At 70.7% G+C, this 23,636-nt stretch carries 19 protein-coding genes and 1 pseudogene; 10 read left to right on the top strand and 10 right to left on the bottom strand.

The features are described 5' to 3' along the window. Window positions 1-67 precede the first annotated feature (67 nt). Window positions 68-1,918: a translation elongation factor 4 gene (lepA, locus tag BN1193_RS03860; RefSeq protein ID WP_040164213.1), complete on the bottom strand. Its 1,851-nt coding sequence runs from the start codon at window positions 1,916-1,918 to the stop codon at window positions 68-70. A gap of 164 nt (window positions 1,919-2,082) precedes the next feature. Between lepA and BN1193_RS03855 the strand changes: the two genes are divergently transcribed. Beyond that, window positions 2,083-5,220: an ExeM/NucH family extracellular endonuclease gene (locus BN1193_RS03855; protein ID WP_052460405.1), complete on the top strand. Its 3,138-nt coding sequence runs from the start codon at window positions 2,083-2,085 to the stop codon at window positions 5,218-5,220. Between the two features lie 169 nt (window positions 5,221-5,389). After that, on the top strand, window positions 5,390-6,145 hold the full coding sequence (locus BN1193_RS03850) for an alpha/beta fold hydrolase (RefSeq protein ID WP_040164212.1): 756 nt from the start codon (window positions 5,390-5,392) through the stop codon (window positions 6,143-6,145). Window positions 6,146-6,154: 9 nt separating this feature from the next. Here the strand turns inward: BN1193_RS03850 and BN1193_RS03845 are convergent, their stop codons facing one another. Together BN1193_RS03845 and BN1193_RS03840 are read right to left on the bottom strand one after the other, a co-directional pair. After that, window positions 6,155-7,387: an MFS transporter gene (locus tag BN1193_RS03845; protein ID WP_040164643.1), complete on the bottom strand. Its 1,233-nt coding sequence runs from the start codon at window positions 7,385-7,387 to the stop codon at window positions 6,155-6,157. An 11-nt stretch (window positions 7,388-7,398) separates the two neighbouring features. Then, entirely contained in the window at window positions 7,399-8,736 is a 1,338-nt protein-coding gene (locus tag BN1193_RS03840) for a GH1 family beta-glucosidase (protein WP_040164211.1), read from the bottom strand. A gap of 289 nt (window positions 8,737-9,025) precedes the next feature. On the opposite strand from BN1193_RS03840, the gene rpsT reads away from it, so the two are divergent. Continuing rightward, window positions 9,026-9,286 (top strand): 30S ribosomal protein S20, encoded by a 261-nt coding sequence (gene rpsT, locus BN1193_RS03835; protein WP_040164209.1) that lies wholly within the window; start codon window positions 9,026-9,028, stop codon window positions 9,284-9,286. Between the two features lie 71 nt (window positions 9,287-9,357). Here the strand turns inward: rpsT and holA are convergent, their stop codons facing one another. Genes holA through BN1193_RS03820 form a run of 3 tightly spaced genes read right to left on the bottom strand, consistent with a single transcriptional unit; the run spans window position 9,358 to window position 13,298 of the window. Then, a complete protein-coding gene (gene holA, locus BN1193_RS03830; RefSeq protein ID WP_040164207.1) occupies window positions 9,358-10,404 on the bottom strand; it encodes a DNA polymerase III subunit delta in 1,047 nt (348 codons plus the stop codon). 9 nt (window positions 10,405-10,413) lie between these two features. Then, a complete protein-coding gene (locus tag BN1193_RS03825; protein WP_094770260.1) occupies window positions 10,414-12,720 on the bottom strand; it encodes a ComEC/Rec2 family competence protein in 2,307 nt (768 codons plus the stop codon). Then, the gene (locus tag BN1193_RS03820) at window positions 12,717-13,298 is read right to left on the bottom strand and encodes a ComEA family DNA-binding protein (protein ID WP_230206403.1); all 582 of its coding nucleotides are present in this window, start codon (window positions 13,296-13,298) and stop codon (window positions 12,717-12,719) included. Before BN1193_RS03820 ends, BN1193_RS03825 begins: the two co-directional genes overlap by 4 nt. 162 nt (window positions 13,299-13,460) lie before the next feature. Here BN1193_RS03820 and idi point away from each other — a divergent pair, with 162 nt between their 5' ends. The 7 genes from idi (at window position 13,461) to BN1193_RS03785 (ending at window position 18,935) form a co-directional block, all read left to right on the top strand. Beyond that, complete coding sequence (gene idi, locus BN1193_RS03815) at window positions 13,461-13,997, top strand: isopentenyl-diphosphate Delta-isomerase (protein ID WP_230206402.1); 537 nt, start codon at window positions 13,461-13,463, stop codon at window positions 13,995-13,997. Then, complete coding sequence (locus BN1193_RS03810) at window positions 13,994-15,031, top strand: polyprenyl synthetase family protein (protein WP_052460403.1); 1,038 nt, start codon at window positions 13,994-13,996, stop codon at window positions 15,029-15,031. Before idi ends, BN1193_RS03810 begins: the two co-directional genes overlap by 4 nt. After that, window positions 15,028-15,759 (top strand): squalene/phytoene synthase family protein, encoded by a 732-nt coding sequence (locus BN1193_RS03805; protein WP_052460402.1) that lies wholly within the window; start codon window positions 15,028-15,030, stop codon window positions 15,757-15,759. Before BN1193_RS03810 ends, BN1193_RS03805 begins: the two co-directional genes overlap by 4 nt. Before the next feature lie 123 nt (window positions 15,760-15,882). Beyond that, window positions 15,883-17,427, top strand: a complete 1,545-nt coding sequence (gene crtI / locus BN1193_RS03800; RefSeq protein ID WP_040164203.1) for a phytoene desaturase family protein — start codon at window positions 15,883-15,885, stop codon at window positions 17,425-17,427. Beyond that, entirely contained in the window at window positions 17,424-17,759 is a 336-nt protein-coding gene (locus BN1193_RS03795; RefSeq protein ID WP_040164202.1) for a lycopene cyclase domain-containing protein, read from the top strand. Before crtI ends, BN1193_RS03795 begins: the two co-directional genes overlap by 4 nt. Continuing rightward, window positions 17,756-18,076: a lycopene cyclase domain-containing protein gene (locus tag BN1193_RS03790; protein ID WP_040164201.1), complete on the top strand. Its 321-nt coding sequence runs from the start codon at window positions 17,756-17,758 to the stop codon at window positions 18,074-18,076. Before BN1193_RS03795 ends, BN1193_RS03790 begins: the two co-directional genes overlap by 4 nt. Further along, window positions 18,069-18,935: a prenyltransferase gene (locus tag BN1193_RS03785; protein WP_040164200.1), complete on the top strand. Its 867-nt coding sequence runs from the start codon at window positions 18,069-18,071 to the stop codon at window positions 18,933-18,935. Before BN1193_RS03790 ends, BN1193_RS03785 begins: the two co-directional genes overlap by 8 nt. 21 nt (window positions 18,936-18,956) lie before the next feature. Here the strand turns inward: BN1193_RS03785 and BN1193_RS18240 are convergent, their stop codons facing one another. From BN1193_RS18240 to leuS, 4 genes and pseudogenes are all read right to left on the bottom strand, one after another. Continuing rightward, entirely contained in the window at window positions 18,957-19,097 is a 141-nt protein-coding gene (locus BN1193_RS18240) for a hypothetical protein (protein WP_230206401.1), read from the bottom strand. Window positions 19,098-19,170: 73 nt separating this feature from the next. Beyond that, window positions 19,171-19,734 (bottom strand): annotated as a pseudogene (locus tag BN1193_RS18545) (aminoglycoside phosphotransferase family protein); the annotation flags it as partial. Window positions 19,735-19,885: 151 nt separating this feature from the next. After that, the gene (locus tag BN1193_RS03775; protein ID WP_040164199.1) at window positions 19,886-20,893 is read right to left on the bottom strand and encodes a MerR family transcriptional regulator; all 1,008 of its coding nucleotides are present in this window, start codon (window positions 20,891-20,893) and stop codon (window positions 19,886-19,888) included. Between the two features lie 133 nt (window positions 20,894-21,026). After that, window positions 21,027-23,627, bottom strand: a complete 2,601-nt coding sequence (leuS, locus tag BN1193_RS03770) for a leucine--tRNA ligase (protein ID WP_094770259.1) — start codon at window positions 23,625-23,627, stop codon at window positions 21,027-21,029. Window positions 23,628-23,636: the final 9 nt, after the last annotated feature.

The following is a 23,636-nucleotide window of genomic DNA, read 5'->3' as shown; positions in this document are numbered from 1 at the left end:
CGCACGCTGGATGAGAGCCTCTCCCGCCGCAGGTGAGAGGCCGAGAACGGTCCGCAGGGACGGCGGACTACTTCTCCTTGCCCTCGATGTCGCCGGAGAGCGCGGCGATGAACGCCTCCTGGGGGACCTCCACGCGACCGACCATCTTCATGCGCTTCTTTCCCTCCTTCTGCTTCTCGAGGAGCTTGCGCTTGCGGGAGATGTCGCCGCCGTAGCACTTGGCCAGGACGTCCTTGCGCATGGCCCGGATGTTCTCGCGGGCGATGATGCGGGCGCCGATCGCAGCCTGGATCGGCACCTCGAACTGCTGACGCGGGATGAGCTTGCGCAGGCGCTCGGTCATCATCGTGCCGTAGGCGTAGGCCTTCTCGCGGTGCACGATCGAGCTGAACGCGTCGACCTTCTCGCCCTGCAGCAGGATGTCGACCTTGACCAGGTCCGCCTCCTGCTGGCCAGCGGGTTCGTAGTCCATGCTCGCGTAGCCCTGCGTGCGCGATTTCAGCTGGTCGAAGAAGTCGAACACGATCTCGCCGAGCGGCACGGTGTAGCGCAGCTCGACGCGGTCCTCGGAGAGGTAGTCCATGCCGAGCAGCGTGCCACGACGGGACTGGCACAGCTCCATGACCGTGCCGACGTAGTCCTTCGGCGTCAGGATCGCGACCTTGACGATCGGCTCGGACACACTCGCCACACGACCGTCCGGGTACTCGGAGGGGTTCGTCACGATGACGGTCTCGTTGTTGTCGCTGGTGAGGACCTCGTAGATCACGCTGGGCGCGGTGGTGATGATGTCCAGGCCGAACTCACGTCGCAGGCGCTCGGTGACGATCTCCAGGTGCAGCAGGCCGAGGTAGCCGCAGCGGAAGCCGAAGCCGAGGGCGACCGAGGTCTCCGGCTCGTAGACCAGAGACGCATCGGAGAGCTTGAGCTTGTCCAGCGCCTCCCGCAGGTCGGGGTAGTCGGAGCCGTCGATCGGGTACAGACCGGAGAAGACCATGGGCTTCGGGTCGGTGTAGCCGGACAGCGCCGTGGTCGCGGGCTTGCGGGCGTTCGTGACGGTGTCACCGACCTTGGACTGGCGGACGTCCTTCACACCGGTGATGAGGTAGCCGACCTCGCCGACCGCGAGGCCCTGCGTCGGCAGCGGCTCCGGGCTGGAGACGCCGATCTCCAGCGCCTCGTGCGTGGCCTTCGTCGACATCATCTGAATGCGCTCGCGCGGCTGCAGACGGCCGTCCACCATGCGGACGTAGGTCACGACGCCCCGGTAGGTGTCGTACACCGAGTCGAAGATCATGGCGCGGGCGGGCGCGTCCGGGTCGCCGACGGGCGCCGGGATGTCCCGCACGATCTTGTCCAGCAGCTCGTCCACCCCGACGCCGGTCTTGCCGGACACACGCAGGACGTCATCCGGCGAGCCGCCGATGAGGTTCGCCAGTTCCGCGGCGAACTTCTCCGGGTCCGCGGCGGGGAGGTCGATCTTGTTCAGCACCGGAATGATCGTCAGATCGTTCTCCAGTGCGAGGTACAGGTTCGCGAGCGTCTGCGCCTCAATGCCCTGCGCGGCGTCCACCAGCAGGATCGCGCCCTCGCAGGCGGCCAGGGACCGGGACACCTCGTACGAGAAGTCCACGTGTCCGGGGGTGTCGATCATGTTCAGCGCGAACGCCTGACCGCCCTGCTCCCAGGGCATGCGGACGGCCTGGCTCTTGATCGTGATGCCGCGCTCGCGCTCGATGTCCATGCGGTCCAGGTACTGCGCCCGCATGTCGCGGTCGGAGACGGAACCGGTGATCTGCAGCATGCGATCGGCCAGCGTGGACTTGCCGTGGTCGATGTGCGCGATGATGCAGAAGTTTCGGATGAACTCGGGCGGCGTCGCGGCGGGCTCGAGCGGCTTCAGGGCGCGTGGAGACATATCCGCATGAGTCTACCGGCTCCGCCGCTCGCCCCCTGCCTGCCCGCGTCTCCGCACGGCCGCGAGTTCGTCCCCTCGCGAGGTGAGAGAAACCTCACCAGGGTGAGAGAACGTTAACCGCCCCGTTGTTGTCCGGCCCCCGGATCCTCCGATTCGATCGAATCGTGCGCATCCTCCGTGCACTCCTTCCCCTGGAGGTTTCCCCGTGCCCCTGGCCACCCCACCACGCCGCGCGTCGGCGGCCGCCGTCGCAGCTCTGCTCGCGGCGGCGACGTTCGTCGCCGTCCCCACCGCCGCCACCGCCGCGGCCCGCCGGGGCCGGCCCCGACTCCCCCGTCCTGATCGATGAGGTCTACGGCGGGGGCGGCAACAGCGGCGCCCCGTTCAACCGCGACTTCATCGAGCTGCACAACCCCGGCACCGCGCCGGTGGACGTCTCCGGATGGAGCGTGCAGTACGCCTCCGCCACCGGCGCCTCCTGGCAGGTGACCAAGCTCGGCGCTCGGGCCATTCCCGCCGGCGGCTCGATCGTCATCGGCGAGGCCCTCGGCGCGAACACCGCCCTGCCCGGCTTCGACGTGGACGTCGACGTCGACGGCACGATCGCGATGAGTGGGACGGCCGGAAAGGTCGCGCTGGTCAGCTCGGAGCAGGCGATCACCGGTGCCACCGGCATCGCCACGCGCGACGACGTGGTCGACTTCGTCGGTTGGGGCAACGCCGGCGACTGGGCCGGAACGGGTGCCGCCCCGGCCACGACCAATGCCACCTCCGTCTCTCGCGTGCAGCACGCGAACACCGCCGACAACCGGGTGGACTTCGTCGCCGGGGCCCCCACTCCGGACTCGGGCGGCAGCACGGACCCCGTGGACCCGGTTGACCCGACCGAACCCGTCGCGGCGAGCATCGCCGAGGTGCAGGGCACCGGTGCGGTGTCGCCCTTCACCGGACAGAGCGTGATCACGTCCGGATTCGTCACGGCGTCCTACCCGGTCGGTGGATTCAACGGCTTCGTCATCCAGACCGCCGGCACCGGTGGAGCCGTGGACCTCGGCAGTCACCTCGCCTCCGACGCCCTGTTCGTCTACGCCCCGCAGCAGGTCGGCGCCGTAGCCCTCGGCGACTACGTCCGCGTCACCGGTGCGGTGACCGAGTTCAACGGGCTCACCGAACTGACCGTCGATCCGAACGGCATCGAGCAGCTGGATGCGGCGACCGCGAGCGCGCCGATCCCGGCGGAGATCGCCTGGCCGGCCACCGACGCGGAGCGGGAGTCCCTGGAGTCGATGCTGGTCAGCTTCGCCGAGCCGTTCACCATCGCCGACACGTACAGCACGATGCAGTATGGCGAGGTGGGCCTGGCGGCCGGCAGCGCACCGCTGCGTCAGCCCACCGACGTCGGCCGTCCCGGGTCCGCCGAGGCCGCGAGCGCCGCCGCCGACAACGCCGCCCGGGGCGTGCACCTCGATGACGGCGCGTCGACGAACTTCACGTCCGCGGCGAACACCGGCCTCACTCCCCCGTACCTCTCGCTCACCGAGCCGATCGCCGTCGGCGGCACCGCGGTGCTGGAGCGTCCGGTGATCGTGGACTGGCGCAATGACACGTGGAAGCTCAACCCGACCTCCCCGCTCGTCGGCGACGGCACCGGGGTCGACGACGGCGTCACGTTCACAGCGAACCGCACCGACGCCCCGGCTGCGGTCGGCGGCGACATCAGCGTCGCCTCGTTCAACGTCCTGAACTACTTCACCACCCTCGGCGGAGACAACCCCGCCTGTGTGGCGTACCGCGACCGGTCCGGCGCGCCGATCACGGTCAAGGAGGGCTGCGATCAGCGCGGCGCCTGGGACGCGGCGAACCTCGCCCGCCAGCAGGACAAGATCGTCGCGGCGATCACGGGCCTGGACGCTTCGGTCGTCGGACTCATGGAGATCGAGAACTCCGCACGCCTCGGCGAACAGGCCGATGAGGCGCTCGCCACGCTCGTGGGCGCGCTGAACGCGGCCGCCGGGGAGCAGCGCTGGGACTACGTGCGTTCCGCCGAGGTGCAGCCTCCGATCGCCGAGCAGGACGTCATCACGAACGCGATCATCTACCAGCCCGCCGCCGTCACGCCCGTCGGGTCCGCGGCGATGCTCGCCGATCAGTCCGGCGCGGGCCAGGCGTTCGGCAACGCGCGCGAGCCGATCGCGCAGTCCTTCCGCGCGACTGCGGGCGGCGAGCCGTTCACGGTCGTCGTGAACCACCTCAAGTCCAAGGGGTCCGCGGGTCCGTGGCCGGGAGACGCCGATACCGGAGACGGGCAGGGGTCCTCGGTGGAGTCGCGGGTGCGCCAGGCCACGGCGCTGCGGGACTGGGTCGCCACTGATCCGACCGGCACCGGTGCCGCCGCGCAGTATCTGCTCGGTGACTTCAACTCCTACGGGTTCGAAGACCCGCTGGTGGTGCTGTACGACGCCGGCTTCGTCGATGCGGAGCACCACTTCGAGCTTGCGAAGAGCTCATACGTCTACGGCGGGCTGTCCGGGTCCCTCGATCATGTGCTGCTGAACGCCGCCGCGGCCGAGCGCTCCACCGGCGCCGATGTGTGGCAGATCAACGGTGGCGAGCCGGTGGCCCTGGAGTACAGCCGCTACAACGCCGTCGGGTCGCTGTTCTACGCCGCAGACCCGTACCGCTCCAGCGACCACGACCCGGTCAAGGTCGGACTCCACGCGGGACTGTCCGCGTCCACGACCGCCCTCGCGCTGGATCGCTCCACCGCGACGACGGCCGAGGTCGTCACGGCGAGCGTCACGGTCACCTCGGACGTCCCGGCCGCGGGCACCGTCGAAGTGCTGGTGGACGATGTCGTCGCGGGCTCCGCGACGGTGACGGACGGAACCGCGACCGTGGCGCTGTCCGGCCTCGCTGTCGGTCCGCACGCGCTCACGGCCCGATTCACCGGATCAGGCACGGTTGCCGCCTCCGTCTCGGCGGCGGTGAACCTCACCGTGACCGCCCCGGTCGCCACGATCCGCAGTCGCACGACGCTGGTCGCGCTGCCGCCGATCCACTCGCAGCTCTGGCGCACGACGCTGATCGCCGCGGTCTCCAGCGCCGGGAGCACGGCCGGCGTCGTGGAGTTCCGTGAGGGTGACACGCTGGTCGGCACGGCGGTCGTCCGGCACGGTGTGGCGTCCCTGAAGCTGCCGGCGAAGCTCAGCCGCGGGGTGCACACCTACACCGCCACCTTCGTGCCGTCCGATACCCGGGTGGCGTCGTCCCAGGACAGCGCGCGCGTCCGCGTCCTGTTCTGACCCACGCTCGCTCCCGTTCTCGGCACTTCCGCGGCGCCGGATCTGCCGAGAGCGGGAGCGAGCGTGCCCTTGCTCACACCTACGACAGGTCCCGTCGCGCGAAAGTGCCGAAGGTGGGAGCGTCCGGAGAATGACCCGTCACCGGCGGAAACCCACGTAGCATCCCCCTATGACGGTCTCGGTAGTGCTGGTGCACGGCATCCGCACCTCGGCCACCATGTGGCGTTCGCAGGTCGAACACCTGCAGACGCGAGGGGTGCCCGTCGAAGCGATCGATCTACCCGGGCACGGTTCGCGGCTGGACGAGGATTTCACTCTCGACGAAGCCTTCGCGACGATCGACGCCGCGGTGATGCGTGCGGCCGAGCTCGGGTCGGTGCTCCTGGTCGGACACTCCATGGGCGGACTGGTCTGCACCGCGTACGTCGGCGGCGACCCCGCCTGCCTCTCCCGAGACGGCATCCCTCTCGTGTCCGGCTTCATCGCCGCATCCTGCACCGCATTCCCGCACGGACTGGGCCTGGCCACCTACCGCCTGCTCGCGGCCGGGTTCAACCGTCTCCCCGAGCACGGGGCGTGGCTCACCGAGCGCGTCCTGACGGCGACGCTGCCCGCGGACACGCGGGACGACTTCGGCGCCGGCGGCTACGCGCACCGGACCCAGGACGCCGCCCTGTCCAGCCTCGCCGCACTGGACCTCGCCGCGGACCTGCCGCGCATCGAGCAGCCGCTGTGGTTCGTCAACGGACAGTACGACCAGCTGCGGCTGAACGAGCGGCTCTTCACCCGGCTCGCCCCGCACGCCGAGCTCATCGTCATACCGAAGGCGACCCACCTCGTGACCGCGATGCAGCCGCGCGCGTTCAACGCCGCGCTGGACCTCGCGATCGCGGTCGTCGCCCGCGACACCGCCCGCCGGCACTGACCGACGCGGTCACGTCGTCGCAGCGGGAGGGCGCTCTCTGGCCAGTGCGGTGAGTCCGGCGCCGACGAGGGACAGCACGGCGGACGCCGCGAACAGCAGCCAGAACCCGCCCACCGCCGCCACCAGGACTCCGCCGATCAGCGGCCCGAGCAGCTGGCCGAGGGCCGCGGTGACCGTGACGACGCCCAGGTCGCGCGCGTGCCGGGCGGGGTCCGGCAGCAGGTCGGTGGCGAAGGCGAGGCCGGTGGTCATGAACGCCCCGTAACCGACTCCCAGGAGCGCCGCCGCGATCAGCGTCATGGTCCAGGTCGGGCTGAACACCAGCAGCGCGGCCGCGACGCCCTGGATGGCGGCGCTCACGACCGTCGGGATGCGCCGCCGTCCCGTCCGATCGGACCACCATCCGGACAGGAAGGACGCCAGCACCACGAACACGGTGTACACGAGGATCGCGATGAGCAGGTTGTCCTCGGCGGCGCTGCCCTGCCCCAGCCCGTACATCAGGAAGAACAGCAGCAGCGTCGTGCCGAGCGCGTTGCCGATGTTGAGCACAAGTCGGCCGGCGAGCATCCAGGCGAAGTCGGGATCGCGCAGCGCATCCCGCCGGTTCCCCGGCGAATGCTCCTCCTCGTGCGTGGGAGGCGGGTCCGGCAGCAGCAGCGCGGCGACCGAACCGACGACGGCGATGATGCCGGCGAGGACGAGATAGCCGGCGAAGACCCCGAGCCCGAACAGCACGACGGTCCCGACCCCGACGATGATCCCGACCGCCTGCGCCGAACTCGCCAGAGAGGCCGCGGTCCCCCGCTGCTGCTCCGGCAGTTGATCGGCGATCATCGCGGTGAACGCCGCGGACGCGACCGCCAGCCCCACCGACACCCCGGTCCAGGTGAGTCCCACCGGCCACGGGCCGTGGACCATGCCGGTCGCGACCAGGAACACGGCGGCCATCAGGACGCCGCCGAGCGCCCACGGACGCCGCCGACCGAAACGAGTGCGCGTGCGGTCTGACAGCATGCCCGCGAGCGGACCCGCGATGACTCCGGCGAGACCACCGATACCGAGCACGACCCCGGTGGACACGACGCCGCCGACCCACCCGGCCGCATCGTCGGGAGTGTTCAGCTGGATCGGCAGCAGCAGTTGCACCGGCGTCAGTTGAACGGTCCAGATCGCCAGCCAGGCGGCGGCGAACAGGGTCATCCAGCGCGCCCCGACGCGGGCGGTGCGCGGAACGCTCACGCGCGGGCCGCTCACGCGCGAGCCGCCGCGATGAGGTCCCGATACCACCCGAACGACGCCTTCGGGGTGCGCCTGCCGTCCGGGGCGACGTGGGTCAGACCGAACCGCTGGGTGAAGCCGTCCGCCCACTCGAAGTTGTCGAGCAGGGACCACACGGTGTACTCGTCGATGGTCACGCCGGCCGCGATCGCGGCACCCACCGCGTCGATGTGGCCGCACAGGTACGCGATGCGGTCCCGGTCATCGATCGCGGTCGCATGATCCGGTTCCGGGAATGACGCCCCGTTCTCCGCGACCACGATCGGGGGCAGGTCGCTGGCGTAGCGGTCGCGGAAATCCAGCAGCAGATCCGTGAGCGCGGTCGGGACGATCGGCCACTCGGACCCGAAACCGGTCACCGGGGCACCCGGGGTCGGCACGATCTCGAAGGGGATCTCGCCGGCCGCCGCCGTCACCGTGGTGGGGTTGTAGAAGTTCAACCCGTACACGTCCAACGGCGCGGAGATCACCTCCATGTCCCCGTTGTGCACCGGCATCGGCGGCAGGCCGAATGCGGTGAGATCCGGATACTGCCCGACGAGGACCGGGTCGGCGAACATACGGTTGTGCAGCAGGTCGTAGACGGCCGCCGCAGCGACGTCCTCGGCCGTCTCATGCCTCGGGCGGACGAGCGTGTGATTGTTGACGATCCCCACCTCGTGCGCGCCCGCGGATCGCAGCTCCTGCAGGGCCAGACCGTGCGCGAGCAACTGATGGTGAACCGTGGGAAGGGCTCCGAACAGGAGTTCCCGCCCCGGCGCCAGCGTCCCGATGCCGTATCCCTGCAGCGTGGTCGAGACGGCTTCGTTGACGGTGTACCAGTGCCGCACGCGGTCACCGAAGCGGTCCGCGACGATCCCGGCGTACTCACCGAAGCGCAGCGCCGTGTCCCGTTCCAGCCAGCCGCCCGCCGCCTCGAGCGCGACGGGCAGGTCCCAGTGGTACAGCGTCGGGAACGGAACGACCCCGGCCTCGAGCAGGGCGTCGATGAGGCGGTCGTAGTACGCCAGGCCGGCTGCGCTCGGAGCGCCGACCCCGTCCGGTTGGATCCTCACCCACGACAGGGAGAACCGGTAGCGGTCCACCCCGAGCGAACGCACCAGCTCGACGTCCTCGGCCCAGCGGTGGTAGCTGTCCGCACCCTCGTTCGCCGTCGTGCCGTCGCGGACCGCGCCGTCCCGCTCGACGAAGTCGTCCCAGATGCACCGACCACGATCGTCCGCTTGTCGTCCGCCTTCGATCTGGAAGGCGCTGGTGGCTGTGGACCACCGGAACCCGGGCGGGAACACGGTGAGGTCGACTGCGGTCATTCGGCTGACTCCTCGGACGACGTCGTGCGAGTGGGGGGCGGGGCGGCACGCCCCTTGAGGATGGAGAGTACTCCCGCCGATACGGGGCGCGTCAACCACCGATCGCGCGTGATGCGCCACTCGCGCGGTCAACGACTCCGGCGGGACGGGCCGGTGGTCATCCGGAAGCGATGTTGCTGGTAGACTCGGTGTTTGACTTGCGTGTGGGTTCTTCCCTCACGTCGTCGGGAACAGCCCTCTTCCTGGTCTCGACACACCTCATCCAACCGGAACGAAAGTCAGACCACACGTGGCAAACATCAAGTCGCAGATCAAGCGCATCAAGACCAACGCCAAGGCGACCGAGCGCAACAAGGCCGTCAAGAGCGAGCTGAAGACGGCTGTCCGCCGCACCCGCGAGGCCATCGCCTCCGGCGACAAGACCGCCGCTGAGGCCGCGCTGAAGACCGCGTCGCGCAAGCTCGACAAGGCCGTCGGCAAGGGCGTCATCCACGCCAACAACGCCGCGAACCGCAAGTCTTCCATCGCGAAGCAGGTCTCGGCTCTCTGAGTCACCTCGCACGAAGGCCCGCACCGATTCGGTGCGGGCCTTCGTCGTTCTCGGGATCGGGAACGGCTTGGTCAGCGGACGGGCGCTTCCCCGAAGGGCGCGCGCGTGGCGATGACGGTGACCAGACGCTCCAGGGCGAAGACCGGATCGCGGGAAGCACCCTTCACCTCCGCGTCGGCACGGGCGGCGGCCTGGATCGCGATCGCGAGGGAGGTCTGCGTCCAGCCGGACAGGTCACGCCGAGCGCGGTCGACCTGCCAGTCCTTCATGCCGAGGCGGGCGGCGAGGGCCGAGCTGGATTCGCGGGTTCCGGCGACGCGCGCCATCTGGCGCAGCTTCATCGCGATCGCGGCGACCATCGGCACCGGATCGGATCCGGACGCCAGCGCCTGGCGCAGGTTCAGGAGCGCCTCACCGTACTTCCCGGCGATCGCCGCGTCGGCGACCGTGAACGCGGTCGTCTCCACACGTCCGCCGTAGTAGCGGGTGACGATCTCGTCGGTGATCTCCCCCGGCACGTCCGCGATCAGCTGCTGGCACGCGGCGGCCAGTTCCGTGAGGTCGTCGGCGAACGCGTTGACCAGGGACCGCAGGGCACCGGGTGCGATCTTGCGGCGGACGGCGCGGAACTCGCCGGCCGCGAAGTCGAACCGGTCCGCGTCCCGTTTGACCGCCGGAGCCGGTACCTCGACACCGCCACCGACGCCGGAGCGGATCGCGTCGAGCAGCTTCTTGCCGCGCACGCTCGCGCCGGTGTGCCGGAGGATGACGGTGGCGCCGTCCTGTGGATGGTCGAGGTACGCCACGGCCTCGGTGATGAAGGCATCGCTGGCCTTCTCGACGCCGGAGACGCGGATGAGGCGCGGCTCGCCGAACAACGACGGTGAGGTGACGGCGAGGAGGGTGCCCGGCTCGTAGTCATCGGCGCGGAGGTCGGTGACCTCCAGCGACGGGTCCTCCGCACGCAGGTACTCGCGAATGCCCGCGATGGCGCGTTCCGCGCAGACCTCTTCCGGGCCGGAGACCAGCACCACGGGGGCCGGTTGCGGCTCACGCCAGGACAGCTGCGGAATCGCGGACGCCTTCTTCGCGGGAGCTCGTCGCGGTGCCGGAGTCATCCTCCGAGCCTACCCGCCGGGAGCGACGTCCGACGGCGGCGAACGCTCCGTCCACGCCGCCAGGGCGCCCGCGCGCAGCGCGAGAACGACGAGGCCGTCCACGTCCGTGCGTAGGACCGTGATCCCGAGCCCGGACAACAGGTCAAGCGTCTCGGACCGCGGATGGCCGTAGTCGTTGTCGGCGCCGACCGAGATCACCCCGACCGTCGCCTGAAGCGCCCCGTACAGCTCGGCGAGCTGGTCGGCGCTTCCGTGGTGGGCGACCTTCACGACGGCGTAGGGCGGATGCAGCACCGCGGACGAGAGCAGAGCGCGCTGGCCCGTCGCGGACAGATCACCCAGGAAGAGCGTGCGCGGCAGTCCGCCACCGGTGACCTCCACCACGACGCTCGCGTCATTGCCCGGTTCGACGCCGGCGGCCGGCCACAGGATGCGCCAGCGCGCACCGCCGAGGTCACCCTCCTCTCCGGAACGCGCCGCCGAGACTGCTGCCCCTCCGGCGGCCAGGTCGGTCAGGATCCCGGCACGATCCGGCGGCGGCGGACCGTGCACGACCCGATCCACCCGCCCGACGAGCGCGCGCACTCCCCCGGCATGGTCCGCGTCGAAATGCGTCAGCACGAGCAGGTCCACCTCGGTGACGGCGAGGCGGTCGAGGCACGCCACCAGCAGCGCCGGGTCCGGTCCGGTGTCGATCACCGCGACCGAGCCGGCCGAGCGCACGACCAGAGCGTCACCCTGACCGACATCGCACGCGGCGACGCCGTCGCCGACGGGAGCGGTCAGGGGTGCGAGCGCGGTCCGCATGCCCCATCCGCCCAGGACGACGCCGAGGGTGACGCAGACGACCACGACGGATGAGACGACCAGGCCCGGGCGTCCCGGGCGCACCAGCAGCACCGCGAGCGCCGCGCACACGACAGCGAGGCTCACCACCCCGACCGGCCCGCTCCACCACGGCAGTTGCGCGCCCGGCAGCGCGGCGAACAGCCGTGCCGTCCCGGCGACCCACTGCGCCGGGACCCAGGCCAACGACGCCAGGACGACCCCGAGGACGGGGATTCCCGCGGCGAGGCAGGCGAGCGTGCCGAGGACGGTGGCCAGGGTGGCGGCCGGCCCGGCGAGCACGTTCGCGAGCACGCCTCCGAGCGAGACCGCCGGTGCGAGGAGGACGATCAGGGGTGCACACGCCACCTGGGCGGCCAGCGGCACCGCCACCCCGAGCGCCCACGTCCGGGGCAGTACGCGTTCGAGGACCCGGGCGAACGGTCCGGCGAGCGTCAGCAGAGCCCCGGTGGCCAGGACCGAGAGCGCGAAGCCGATCTCGGTGGCCAGCCACGGGTCGAGCACGAGCAGCACCGCCACGGACAGGCTCAGCACGCTGATTCCCGCCGCGGGACGGCCGAGCAGCACGGCGAGCATCGCCAGCGCCGACATCGTCGCGGCGCGGACGACACTGGGTTCGGGCGTGACCAGCAGCACGAATCCCGCGAGCGCGGCCACCGCGACGAGCACGCGTCCACCACGCGGCAACCGCATGAGCGCAGCCAGCGCGAACACCGCTCCGGTGATGACCAGGCAGTTCGATCCGCTGACGGCGGTGAGGTGACTGAGGCCGGTGGTCTTCATCGCGCCGTCCAGCGCCGACGAGACGGCGGAGGTCTCGCCCACGGCGAGGCCGGGCAGCAGGTCGCCGCCCTCGCCCGGCAGGTGGGCGCACAACGCCACGAGCCCGGCGCGCAGGTCCGCGGCCACGCGCAGAGCGCCCATCGGTGGCGTGAGCACCGTCGGCGCGGTCCCGGCGAACACGGTCACGACGGCCCGATCGCCGCCCGACGTCGCACGTGCGTCGCCGCGCACCCGCACGCGTGCGCCGAGGTCCAGCCCCGGGGGTCGATCTCCGCTGTACAGCACCATGACGGGCCCACCGACGTCGTCAGCCTCGGCTCGTCCGGTCGCCGTCCCGGAGAAGCGCCAGCCGCCGGTCCCGGCCGGCTCGACCTTCGTGGTGACCGCGACCTCGAACGTCGTGACGGTGTCGACCGCCGCGAGGGCCCGTCGGGGAGGTTCGAGGATCGCGACGTGCGAGGCAGCCGATGCCGCGAGCGCCAGGGCGACGATCACCATCCCGGCACGCCGCACGCTGATGGCCACGGCCACGAGGGCGATCGTCAGAACCCACAGGACGACGGTGAGCGGGAGCGCGGTGTCCGGGAGCACCGTGGCCGCGAGCGCCGCGCCGCGGGCGGCACCCGCCACCGGCACCATCCGGGCGCGGGCGACCCACACCGTCCGCTCCGCGGCCACCCGGTTCACACGCGCACCAGCGGCCGGATCGCGGACATCATCTTCTCCCCGATCCCGGAGACCGACAGCAGATCCTCCACGGTCGCGAATCGACCGTTCTCGTCCCGCCACGCGATGATGCGTTCGGCGAGCGCGGGTCCGATGCGTGGCAACGTGTCCAGCTCCTCCGCGGTGGCGCTGTTCAGGTCGATCCGCTCATCGCCACCGGAGGCCTCCGTGGCAGACGCCTCTCCCACCCGCGGCACCACCACCTGCTCTCCGTCGGTCACCGGTCGGGCCAGGTTCACCGCGTCGCGATCCGCGTCCGCCGCGAGTCCCCCGGCCGCGGCGACCGCGTCGACCACGCGCGCCGAGGCGGGCAGGAGGTAGAGTCCGGGCGCGTTGACCGCTCCCGACACATGCACGTAGAGCTCCGCGGCCGTCACGGCGGGAGTCACCGCGAGCGTGCGTTCTGCGGAGGACGCCGCCGAACTCAGCACACCGAAGGCGACCGTGCCCCCGAGCGCGGCCACGACGATCGCGAGAGCAGCGCCGACACCGATGCGCCACCGGCGAGGGGCGCGCACGAACTCCGGTTCCGCATCCACGCCGGCACGCTACGGCGCGTCGAGCCGCGCCCACCGATCCGGCCCGCCTGCGATAGCAGACGGGCACCGCAACCCCGTTGGGGAGGAGCACCTGACTTTCCGCGTCCACCGATGATTAGATAAGGTCGGGGATCGGGGGATCAGATCGAGACGAATACGGACGTGGTCGTCATCGTCGATGAGCACGGGGTTGCGATCGGAACGCACCCGCGCGCCACCGTGCACACTCTCGTCACTCCCCGTCACCTCGCGTTCTCGCTCCATCTCGTGACCTCCGACGGACATCTGCTCGTCACCCGTCGTTCGGTGACCAAGCACGCCTGGCCGGGCGTGTGGACGAACGCCTGTTGCGGCCATCCACTTCCCGGGGAGGCCCCCATCGACGCGGCGGTGCGGCGCGCCGGGGAGGAGCTCGGGCTCACGGTCCGGGAGATCCATCCCGTGCTGCCGGACTTCTCCTATCGCGCGGTCGATCCCCGCGGCATCGTCGAGGATGAGATCTGTCCCGTGTTCGTCGGACGCGTCGACGCCGATCCGGCTCCGGATCCGGACGAGGTCGAGGAGTGGACGCTCGCACCCGCTGCCACCGTGCTGCGCTCCGTGACGGAAACACCGTGGTTGTGGAGCCCGTGGTTCGTTCTGCAGGCCGCCGATCCCCGACTGTCCGCGGCCCTGGACCTGGCCGTCGCCCGCGCATGACGTCGCCCGCCGAACTCACCGATCACCTCCGGGAGGTCGAGCGTGAGCTCGCGGACGTCATCGCAGAGCTCACCGCGAATGCTCCCGGGTTGGCCGAATCAGTGCGCACGGCCGTCACCGGCGGCAAGTTCATCCGTCCCCGTCTGCTGCTGGACGTGTATGCGGCGTTCGACGGTCCGGCGAGTGCGGACGCGGTTCGGCTGGCGACCGCGATGGAGCTCTGGCACGCCGCACTCACCGTTCACGACGACGTGCTCGACGGCGACGACCGACGTCGCGGAGAGCTCAACCCGATCGGCATCGGCCATCGCACGGCGGCGGAGCTCGGCGACGCGCGCGCAGACCTGCTCGGCACGGCGTTCGGCGTCCTGACCGGAGACCTGCTGCTGTCGGCGGCGATGCTGCGGGTGGGTGAGCTGGAGGCCCCGCGACCGGTGCGTGCGCGGCTCGCAACGCTGCTGCGTGCCGAGATGGCGCGCACCGCGGACGGCGAGTTGCGTGATGTCCGCGGTGGTGTCGGGGGCGGGCACGGTCCGTCCGTGGTGGAGGTGATCCGCCTCACCCGCGATAAGACGGCGGGCTACTCGTTCGTCGCACCGCTCGTCGCCGCGGCGATCCTCGCCGAGCGCGGCGAGACGGACACCACCGCGCTCGTCCGCATCGGTGACCTGCTCGGTGAGGCCTACCAGGTGCGCGATGACGTGCTCGGGGTCTTCGGTGACCCCGAGCGGACGGGCAAGACCACGATCGGGGACCTCCGCGAGGGCAAGCGCACGCTGCTGATCGCATTCGCGGAGGGACACCCGGCCTGGCGCCGTGTCCGCGACCGGCATGGTTCAGCCCAGCTCACCGTGCAGGACGCCGCGCGCATGCGGGAGGCACTGGAACGATCCGGCGCCCGCATGCGCGCCGAGGCGCATGCGGCACGGTCGGCGCGGGCCGCGGTGCAGCACGCCCGTGAAGCGCGACTGCCGACCGCGGTGGTGCGGGTCATCGCGCGGCTCGCCGACAGCGTCTGCGAGCGCGAACGATGAGTCGCGCCGCCCTGGACCGCTTCGAGCTCACCGCCTACCGCGCGTGTGTGACGGTCATGCGGGAGTACTCCACGTCGTTCGGCTGGGCGTCACGTCTGCTCGCTCCCGGCATGGAGCGGGACATCGGCGCCGTTTACGCGATGGTGCGCGTGGGCGACGAGATCGTCGACGGCACCGCTTCCCAGGCGGGCTTCACCGGCGCGCAGTGCTCGCGTGCGCTCGATGACTATGAGCAGCGCGTCCTGACGGCGGTGACGGACGGCTTCAGCTCCGACCTGGTCCTGCACGCGTTCGCTCGGACGGCACGCGCCTGCGGTATCGACGGCGCGCTGATCGCACCGTTCTTCGCCTCCATGCGCGCCGACCTCGCACCCGTCGATTTCACGACCGCGGACGAGCTGGACGCGTACGTGTACGGCTCCGCCGAGGTCGTCGGTCTGATGTGTCTGCGCGTGTTCACGCGGATGCGGCCCCTGTCCGGTCGGGACCGCGCCGAGGCGGAGGCGGGCGCGCGGGCCCTCGGCAGCGCGTTCCAACGCGTGAACTTCCTGCGTGATCTCGGAGACGACGCCGAGCGGTTGCACCGCCGGTACCTGCCCGAGCTCGACCCGGCCGATCCGGATCGTATCGGGCGAGCAGCGGTCATCACACGGATCCGCGCCGACCTCCGGCGGACTCCCCCGCACCCTCACCCTCCTCTTTTCGTCGGCAGCGTCAGATGTGTATAAGAGACGGGACCCCACCGATCGCATCGAACGCGTCCCCATCGCGGAGCTCACGTCCGCGCGCATTCGCGTCCCGCCGGTGACGAAGGCCCGCATCCTCGCGGGCGCGGTGACGGGAGCGCGCGGATGAGCCGCGTCGTCATCGTCGGTGGTGGGGTGTCCGGGCTCGTCAGCGCCGCCCTCCTCGCCCGGGAGGGACACCGCGTCACCCTCCTCGAGCAGGGTGCGGCCGTCGGCGGCCGAGCGGGCATCTGGCGGCGCGACGGCTTCACGTTCGACACCGGACCCAGCTGGTTCCTCATGCGGGAGGTGTTCGAGCACACCTACCGGATGCTCGGCACGACGCTCGCGGCGGAGCTCGAGCTGCGCCGCCTCGACCCCGCCTACCGGATCCATCTCGCCGGCGATCCCGAGCCGTTCGAGGTGTCCGGGGACTACGCCGTCACCCGCGAGCGGTTCGAGGCGCGCGAACGCGGAGCCGGGGCGGCGCTGGACGCTTACGTCGCGTCCGCGCGGGAGGCGACGACGCTCGCCGAGGAACGGTTTCTCTGGAACCGGTTCGATCGCCTCGGCCCGCTCCTGGACGGAGGCGTGCTGCGGCGGCTCCCCCGCTTGGGCGGACTGCTGACGAGGTCCCTCGACGGCTTCGTCCGCGGCCGCTTCCGCGACGCGATGCTGCAGCGGGTGCTCGGCTACCCCGCGGTCTTCCTCGGAACCCGGCCGGAGCGCGCCCCCGCGCTGTACCACCTGATGAGCTCATTCGACCTCGACCAGGGCGTCTTCTACCCGATGGGCGGATTCGGGGCCGTGATCGCCTCGTTCGAGTCTCTCGCGCGCGACGCCGGCGTCGCGATCCGCACCGGAACGCGCGCGATGCGGATCCGCCTGCATCCGGGCGTCCGGCGGGTCGCCGCCGTGTCCGCGTCCGGTCCAGGCGGAGCGCTGACGCTCCCGGCCGATCGGGTCGTCGTGGCGTGCGATCAGGGCACCGCCCTGCCCGCCCTGATCCCCGAGATCGCCGCACGGGTGCACCGCCGAGTGCGGCGTGCCGAGCCGGGACCGGGTGCCGTCCTGGTCATGCTCGGCGTGCGCGGACGGCTGCCCTTGACCCACCACACGCTCGTTCTCGTCCGGGACTGGTCCGCGAACTTCGACGCCGTGTTTCGGGATCGCGCCATCCCGGACCCGGCGTCCCTGTACGTCTGCGCGCCGAGCGTGTCGGACCCGTCCGTCGCCCCGGGCGGGACGGAGAACCTGTTCCTGCTCGTCCCCGTCGGCGCGGATCCGGAGCTCGGGTCCGGAGGCGAAGACGGCACCGGGGATGAGCGCATCGAGCGGGCGGCGGACGCCGCGATCACAGCCCTCGCCGACGCCATCGGGGTGCCGGACCTCGCCGAGCGCATCATCGTGCGCCGCACCGTCGGGCCGACCGACATGGCTCGGGACCTCGGCGCCTGGCGTGGCGGAGCCCTCGGACTCGCGCACACGCTCGGGCAGAGCGCGATGCTGCGCGGCTCCGTCCGGAGCCCGGACGTCCGCGGCCTCTACACCGTGGGCTCATCCAGCGTTCCCGGCATCGGCGTGCCCATGTGCCTGATCAGCGCCGAGCTCCTGCTCAAGCACGCGCGCGATGACCACAGCGCCGGACCGCTGCCGGAGCCGGTGACGTGACCGGCCTGTACGCGATCGCGATCACCGTGTCCGTCCTCGGGATGGGCATCATCGACGCGCGCTGGCGGCTGGCGCTGTTCCGCGATCCGGTGGCCACTCTTGCCGCGGTGATCGTGGCCGCGCTGATCCTGCTCGCCTGGGATCTCGCTGCCGTGCACGAGGGGATCTTCGTGCTCGGCGACTCCCCCGCCCTGCTCGGCGTCCGGGTGCTGCCGGACATGCCGGTGGAGGAATTGGGCTTCATCGTGTTCCTGCCGTACTGCGGCCTGGTGATCTGGCGTGCCGTCGCGACGCTCCTGACTCATCGGTTCCGGGCGGAGGGACGACGATGACGCTCCCGGCCCTCGCCGTGCCGTTCCTGCTGCTCGCCGCCCTGCTGCACGCTCTCGGCCTCAGCCGCGTGCCGTCCGCCCGACGGCGGGCGAACCTCGTCGGCACGGGTATCGCCGCCGGCGCGATCATCGTGCTGACGATCGTCTTCGACAACGTGATGATCGGTTCGGCGCTGTTCGACTACGACCACGCCGCCCTGCTCGGGGTGTACCTCGGCGCCGCCCCCGTCGAGGACCTCGTCTACGCGGTGACCGCACTGCTGGCGGTCACCGGCGTCTGGAACCTCACCCACCGCCGGACGGAGGCCGATGTCTGACCTCACCCGGCTGCTGCTGTCCTCGCGTCCGCTGAGCTGGATCAACACCGCCTACCCGTTCGCGCTGGCCTACCTCGTCGGCACCGGCGGCATCGACGTCGTCGGCGTGATCGGCACGCTGTTCTTCCTCATCCCGTACAACTTCGCGATGTACGGCATCAACGACGTGTTCGACTACGAGTCGGACCTGCGCAATCCGCGCAAGGGCGGGGCTGAGGGCGCCCTCGTCCCGCCGCGCCTGCATCGAACGGTGCTGATCTCCACCACCCTGGTCTGCCTGCCGTTCCTGGTCTTCCTGATCATCGTCGGGTCCTGGCCGTCCTGGATCGTGCTCGCCGTGGTGATGCTGGCCGTCGTGGCCTACTCGGCCCCACCGCTGCGCACCAAGGAGATCCCGGTGCTGGACTCGATCACCTCCAGTACGCACTTCGTGGGTCCCGCCGTGTACGGCCTCGTCCTCACCGGCGCCGAGTGGACGAGCACGACCTGGCTCGTGCTCATCGGTTTCTTCCTGTGGGGTGCGGCGAGTCAGGCGTTCGGAGCGGTGCAGGACATCATCCCGGACCGGGAAGCCGGTATCGCCTCGATCGCCACCGTGTTCGGCGCGGCCGGCACCGTGCGCGCGGCGATCGTCTGCTGGCTGGCCGCCGGTGTCTGCGTGGCAGCGACCGGCTGGCCGCTCGCACCGCTGGGCCTGCTCGCGCTGCCCTATGTCATCGCGGTCTGGCCGTTCCGCGATCTCACGGACGCCACCTCCGGCGCCGCCCGCCGCGGCTGGGCCCGGTTCCTCTGGCTCAACTACGGCTGCGGCGCCGCCCTCACGATCTGGCTCCTCGCCGTCGCCTTCGTCCTGCGCTGACGCACCCGATCGTGCCGCCGTTCAGCCGAGCACGGCCCTCAGCCGGGCCTCGAGGTTCTCCAGCTGCGACCGGTCCTCGATCAGCGAGTCCCGGCCCGGTGCCGGGAGGTTGCCGACGATGTCCATCACGTCGAGGTAGGGCTCCGGCGCGACTGAGGTCAACGCGGTGTACGACCGGGCGAACGCCGCCCCCACCGCCGGCCCGTGGTGCAGGGAGAGATGTGTCGACCACCCCGCGGATGCGCCCGTCCTGCCACAGGACGTTTCGAGGTTGGAAGTCGCGATGCAGGAACGTTCGATCGGGGGCGGGCGGTCGCTCGGCGCGGAGCAGATCGAATGCCGCCGACCAGAGATCGGGGTGAGCGGACCAGGCCGGCACGACGTACTTCGCCTCCCACACCCACGACTGGTAGTCCCGCACCGGGATCGTCGGGGTCACGGCGTGGATGTCCGCGAGCATCGCGGCGAGCATGTCGAGGGAAGCGGGGTCCGTGCGATCGATCTCCACTTTCCCGGGCAGGAGACTCATCAGGTGCGTGGGAACGGTGCACTGCACCCCGGTCGCGTCGAGCGCGATCGTGCGCGGCGCCGGTACCGCGGTGCGCGCGAGCAGGTGCTGCACGTCGTGCTCGCGCGTGGTGAGGGCTTCGCCGTGAGTTCGCCACGGTTCGCGCGTCATCATTCGGCAGACGGCCGTGGCCTCGGTGCCCGAGAGCTTCAGCATGGTGGAGGTCCACCCGCCGACCAGAGGCGTCACGTCCAGCGTCTCGCCGATCCAGCGGGAAGCCCACCGGAGCATCGGTTCCAGGTCGGGTTCGCCACTCACCACCACCCGCTCATCCTGTCACGGTGGACGTCCCCGCAGCGGGTCCTCCACCGCCCTGTTCGGACGCGTGTGCTGCCGCGCGGGTCCGGAACGCACGAAGGCCGGACCCGCGCGGGCGAGGTCATCAGAGCACGTCGACGATGATCGCCGCGTAGTTGTCCGGGGCACCCGCGGACTCGACCGCGGCCGTGATCGCCCCCGCCGCTTCGTCCGCATCGCCGTCCAGCAGCGCGCAGAGCTCGGCTGAGGAGAACAGCGCATGCACGCCGTCCGTGGTGAGGACGAAACGGTCCCCGGATCGGACCGGCACGACGCTCAGGTCCGGATCCGCCGCGAGCCCCGAGCCGAGCGCGCGATTCAGCATCGCTCGGCGCGGGTGCAGACGCGCTTCCTCGGTGGTGAGGGATCCCGACTCCACGAGCGCGGCGACCTCGGTGTGGTCCCGCGTGAGAGCGCGCAGCTCGCCGTCGCGCAGGAGGCTGACCCGCGAGTCGCCGAGGTGTCCGATCGTGGCGTTCTGCCCCGTCAGAGCGAGCACGGTCAGGGTGCTGCCCTCGTCGTCCGCCCCGGCGAAGGCGTCACCGGCGCGTCGGAAGGCGGCGTCCACCTCGTCCGCAGACGTGAGAGGAAGATCCCCCAGGGCCCCGATCGCGGTCGCGCCACCGACGCCCTGGTGAAAGCCGTCGGCGACGGCCCACGAGTGCATGCCGACCCGGATCGCGTCCTGCTGAATCGCTCGCGCGCCCTGGCCCACAACCGTGGCCACGCGCGTGCGCGGTGTGTTCTCGGTGTTCATCTCGATCTCCTCCCGGAGTCTCGTGACGATGCCGTGGACCAGTGTGCGACGCGAACGGGTGTCCGCCTCGACCTGTCGCCAGTACGACTCCACCAGCGTCGCGCGGACGCCCGGCGCCGCCTCGACGACGGCGCGGATCCGGGTCAGCGGCATGCCGATCCCCCGCAGCGCCGCGATGAGCCGGGCGGGCTCGAGCTGCGCCTCGTCGTAGAACCGGTAGCCGGTGAACGGGTCCGTCCGGGCGGGGGCGAGCAGATCGAGCTCGTCATACAGGCGCAGCGCTTTGGGCGTCAGGCCCGTCCGTCCGGCGAACTCCCCGATCGGCATCCGCGGCATGGGTCCTCGTCTCGTCACGGCCGCTGTCTCTCAGCGGCTCGATGACCAGCGTTCATTCTCCCCCAGGGACAAGGTCAACCCGGAAACGCACGAGGCCCCGAACGGATCCGGGGGCCTCTGCGCTGCTCAAAGGTCACTTCGTGGCGAAGCTCACGATCTTCGGGGCGCGAACGATGACGCGAACGATCTCGCGGTCGCCGAGGGAGCGCTGCACCTTCTCATCGGCGCGGGCCAGCGCCTCCAGCTCCTCGGGCGAGATCTTCGCGGACACGGACAGCGACGAGCGCACCTTGCCGTCGATCTGCACGACGGCGGTGACGTCGTCCTCGACCAGCAGAGACGGGTCGGCCGTCCGCCACTGCTCCAGGCCGACGAAGGGCTCGCGTCCGAGCACCTGCCACATCTCCTCCGCGGTGTGCGGGGCGATCAGGTCCAGGACCAGCGCCACGGCCTCGGCGGCTTCACGGACCGCGGGGTCGGCGGCACCGGCGCCGGAGTCGATCGTCTTGCGGGTGGCGTTGACCAGCTCCATCAGGCGGGCGACGACGACGTTGAACTTCGTCTGCTCGACCAGGCCCGGGGCGTCCGCCCACAGCTTGTGCGTGACGCGACGGAGGGCCGTGTCACCGTCGGCCCAGACCACGTCCGGGGCGCTCGTGACGTCGTGCGCGATGCGGAGGGCGCGGGCCAGGAACTTGTGGGCGCCCGTGGTCGAGACGTCCTTCCAGTCCTTGTCATCCTCCACCGGACCGGCGAAGGCCAGGCCGACGCGCAGCGCATCGGCACCTTCCGCCTGGAGCTCCTCGTTGAACAGCACGAGGTTGCCCTTGGACTTGGACATCTTCGCGCCGTCCAGGATCACCATGCCCTGGTTGATCAGGCGCGAGAAGGGCTCCGTGAACTCCACCAGGCCCATGTCATAGAGCACCTTGGTGATGAAGCGCGCGTACAGCAGGTGCAGGATGGCGTGCTCGACGCCTCCGACGTAGGAATCCACCGGTGCCCAGCGACGCGCCTGCTCGGGGCTGAACGCCTCGACGTCACTGTTGGGGTTCAGGAAGCGCAGGAAGTACCAGGACGAGTCCACGAAGGTGTCCATCGTGTCCGGATCCCGTCGCGCCGGCTCGCCTGTCTCCGGGTCCACGGTCGTGACCCACTCGGTGGCGGCCCCCAGGGGCGAAGTGCCCTTCGGCTTCAGATCCAGGCCCTCCGCGCTCGGCAGGGTGACCGGCAGCTGGTCCTCGGGGACCGGCACGATACGGCCGTCGTCGGTGTGGATCATCGGGATCGGCGTGCCCCAGAACCGCTGGCGCGAGATCAGCCAGTCCCGCAGCCGGAACGTGGTCGTCGCGCGACCGGTGCCGGCGTCCTCCAGCTGCGCGATGACGCGCGCGATGGCGTTGCGCTTGCTCAGGCCGTCCAGCTTCCCGGAGTTGATCAGGCGTCCCTCACCGGTGAGCGCGACACCGGTCTTCGCGGGATCGATCGAGTCCAGCTCGACGATCTCGGCGTCCGGATCGATCACCCGGATGACGCCGGTGGCCGATGCGGTGGTGTCGACGACGACCCGGACGGGCAGATCGAACGCGCGGGCGAAGTCCAGGTCACGCTGATCGTGCGCGGGCACGGCCATCACGGCACCGTGACCGTAGTCGGCCAGGACGTAGTCCGCGGCCCAGATCGGCAGGCGTTCGCCGTTGACCGGGTTGACGGCGTACCGCTCCAGGAAGACTCCGGTCTTCGGGCGATCCGTGGACTGACGGTCGATCTCTGACGTCCGGCCGACCTCCTCCAGGTAGGCCTGGAAGCGCATCCGCACCTCGTTGGACGCCCCGGCGGCCAGCTCGGCGGCCAGGTCGGAGTCGGGAGCGACGACCATGAAGGTGGCGCCGTGCAGCGTGTCCGGGCGGGTGGAGAAGACGCTGATCTTCTCCTCGCGTCCCTCGATGACGAAGTCGATGTCCGCACCGGTGGACCGGCCGATCCAGTTGCGCTGCATCTGCAGCACCTTCGACGGCCAGGAGCCCTCCAGCTGGTTCAGGTCATCCAGCAGGCGGTCGGCGTAATCGGTGATCTTGAAGTACCACTGCGTCAGCTTCTTCTTGACCACGGCGGCACCGCAGCGCTCACAGTGGCCGTCGACGACCTGCTCATTGGCCAGCACGGTCTGATCGACCGGGCACCAGTTGACCGCGCTCTCCTTGCGGTAGGCCAGCCCCCGCTCGTGCAGCTTCTGGAACAGCCACTGGTTCCAGTGGTAGTACTCCGGGTCGGACGTGTGCAGCTCTCGCGACCAGTCGAAGCTCACGCCGTACGCCTGGAACGCCGCCTTCTGCTGGGCGATGTTGTCGTAGGTCCACACCTTGGGGTCCGCACCGCGCAGGATGGCGGCGTTCTCCGCGGGCAGGCCGAAGGAGTCCCACCCGATCGGGTTCAGGACGTTGTGGCCACGGTGACGCCAGAAGCGCGCCACGATGTCCGAGTAGAGGTAGTTCTCGGCGTGACCCATGTGCAGGTCGCCGGAGGGGTACGGGAACATCGCGAGGATGTACTTGCGCGGACGGGGGTCATCGTCGCCACCGGCGCGGAACGGGTCCGCCTCGGCCCAGGCGGCCTGCCACTTCTGCTGGATGGCATGCGGATCGAAGGCCGTGTCGACGACGGCTTCGGGCGACGTGTTCTCAGTCACGGACAACCTCACGAGATGAAAGCGATGGGCGCCACACGGACGCATCCATCCAGG

It is taken from the genome of Microbacterium gorillae (assembly GCF_000826185.2).
Lineage (GTDB): Bacteria > Actinomycetota > Actinomycetes > Actinomycetales > Microbacteriaceae > Microbacterium > Microbacterium gorillae.
The sequence above is the reverse complement of the archived record's forward strand: the minus strand, read 5'-3'. Positions and strand labels throughout refer to the sequence as shown.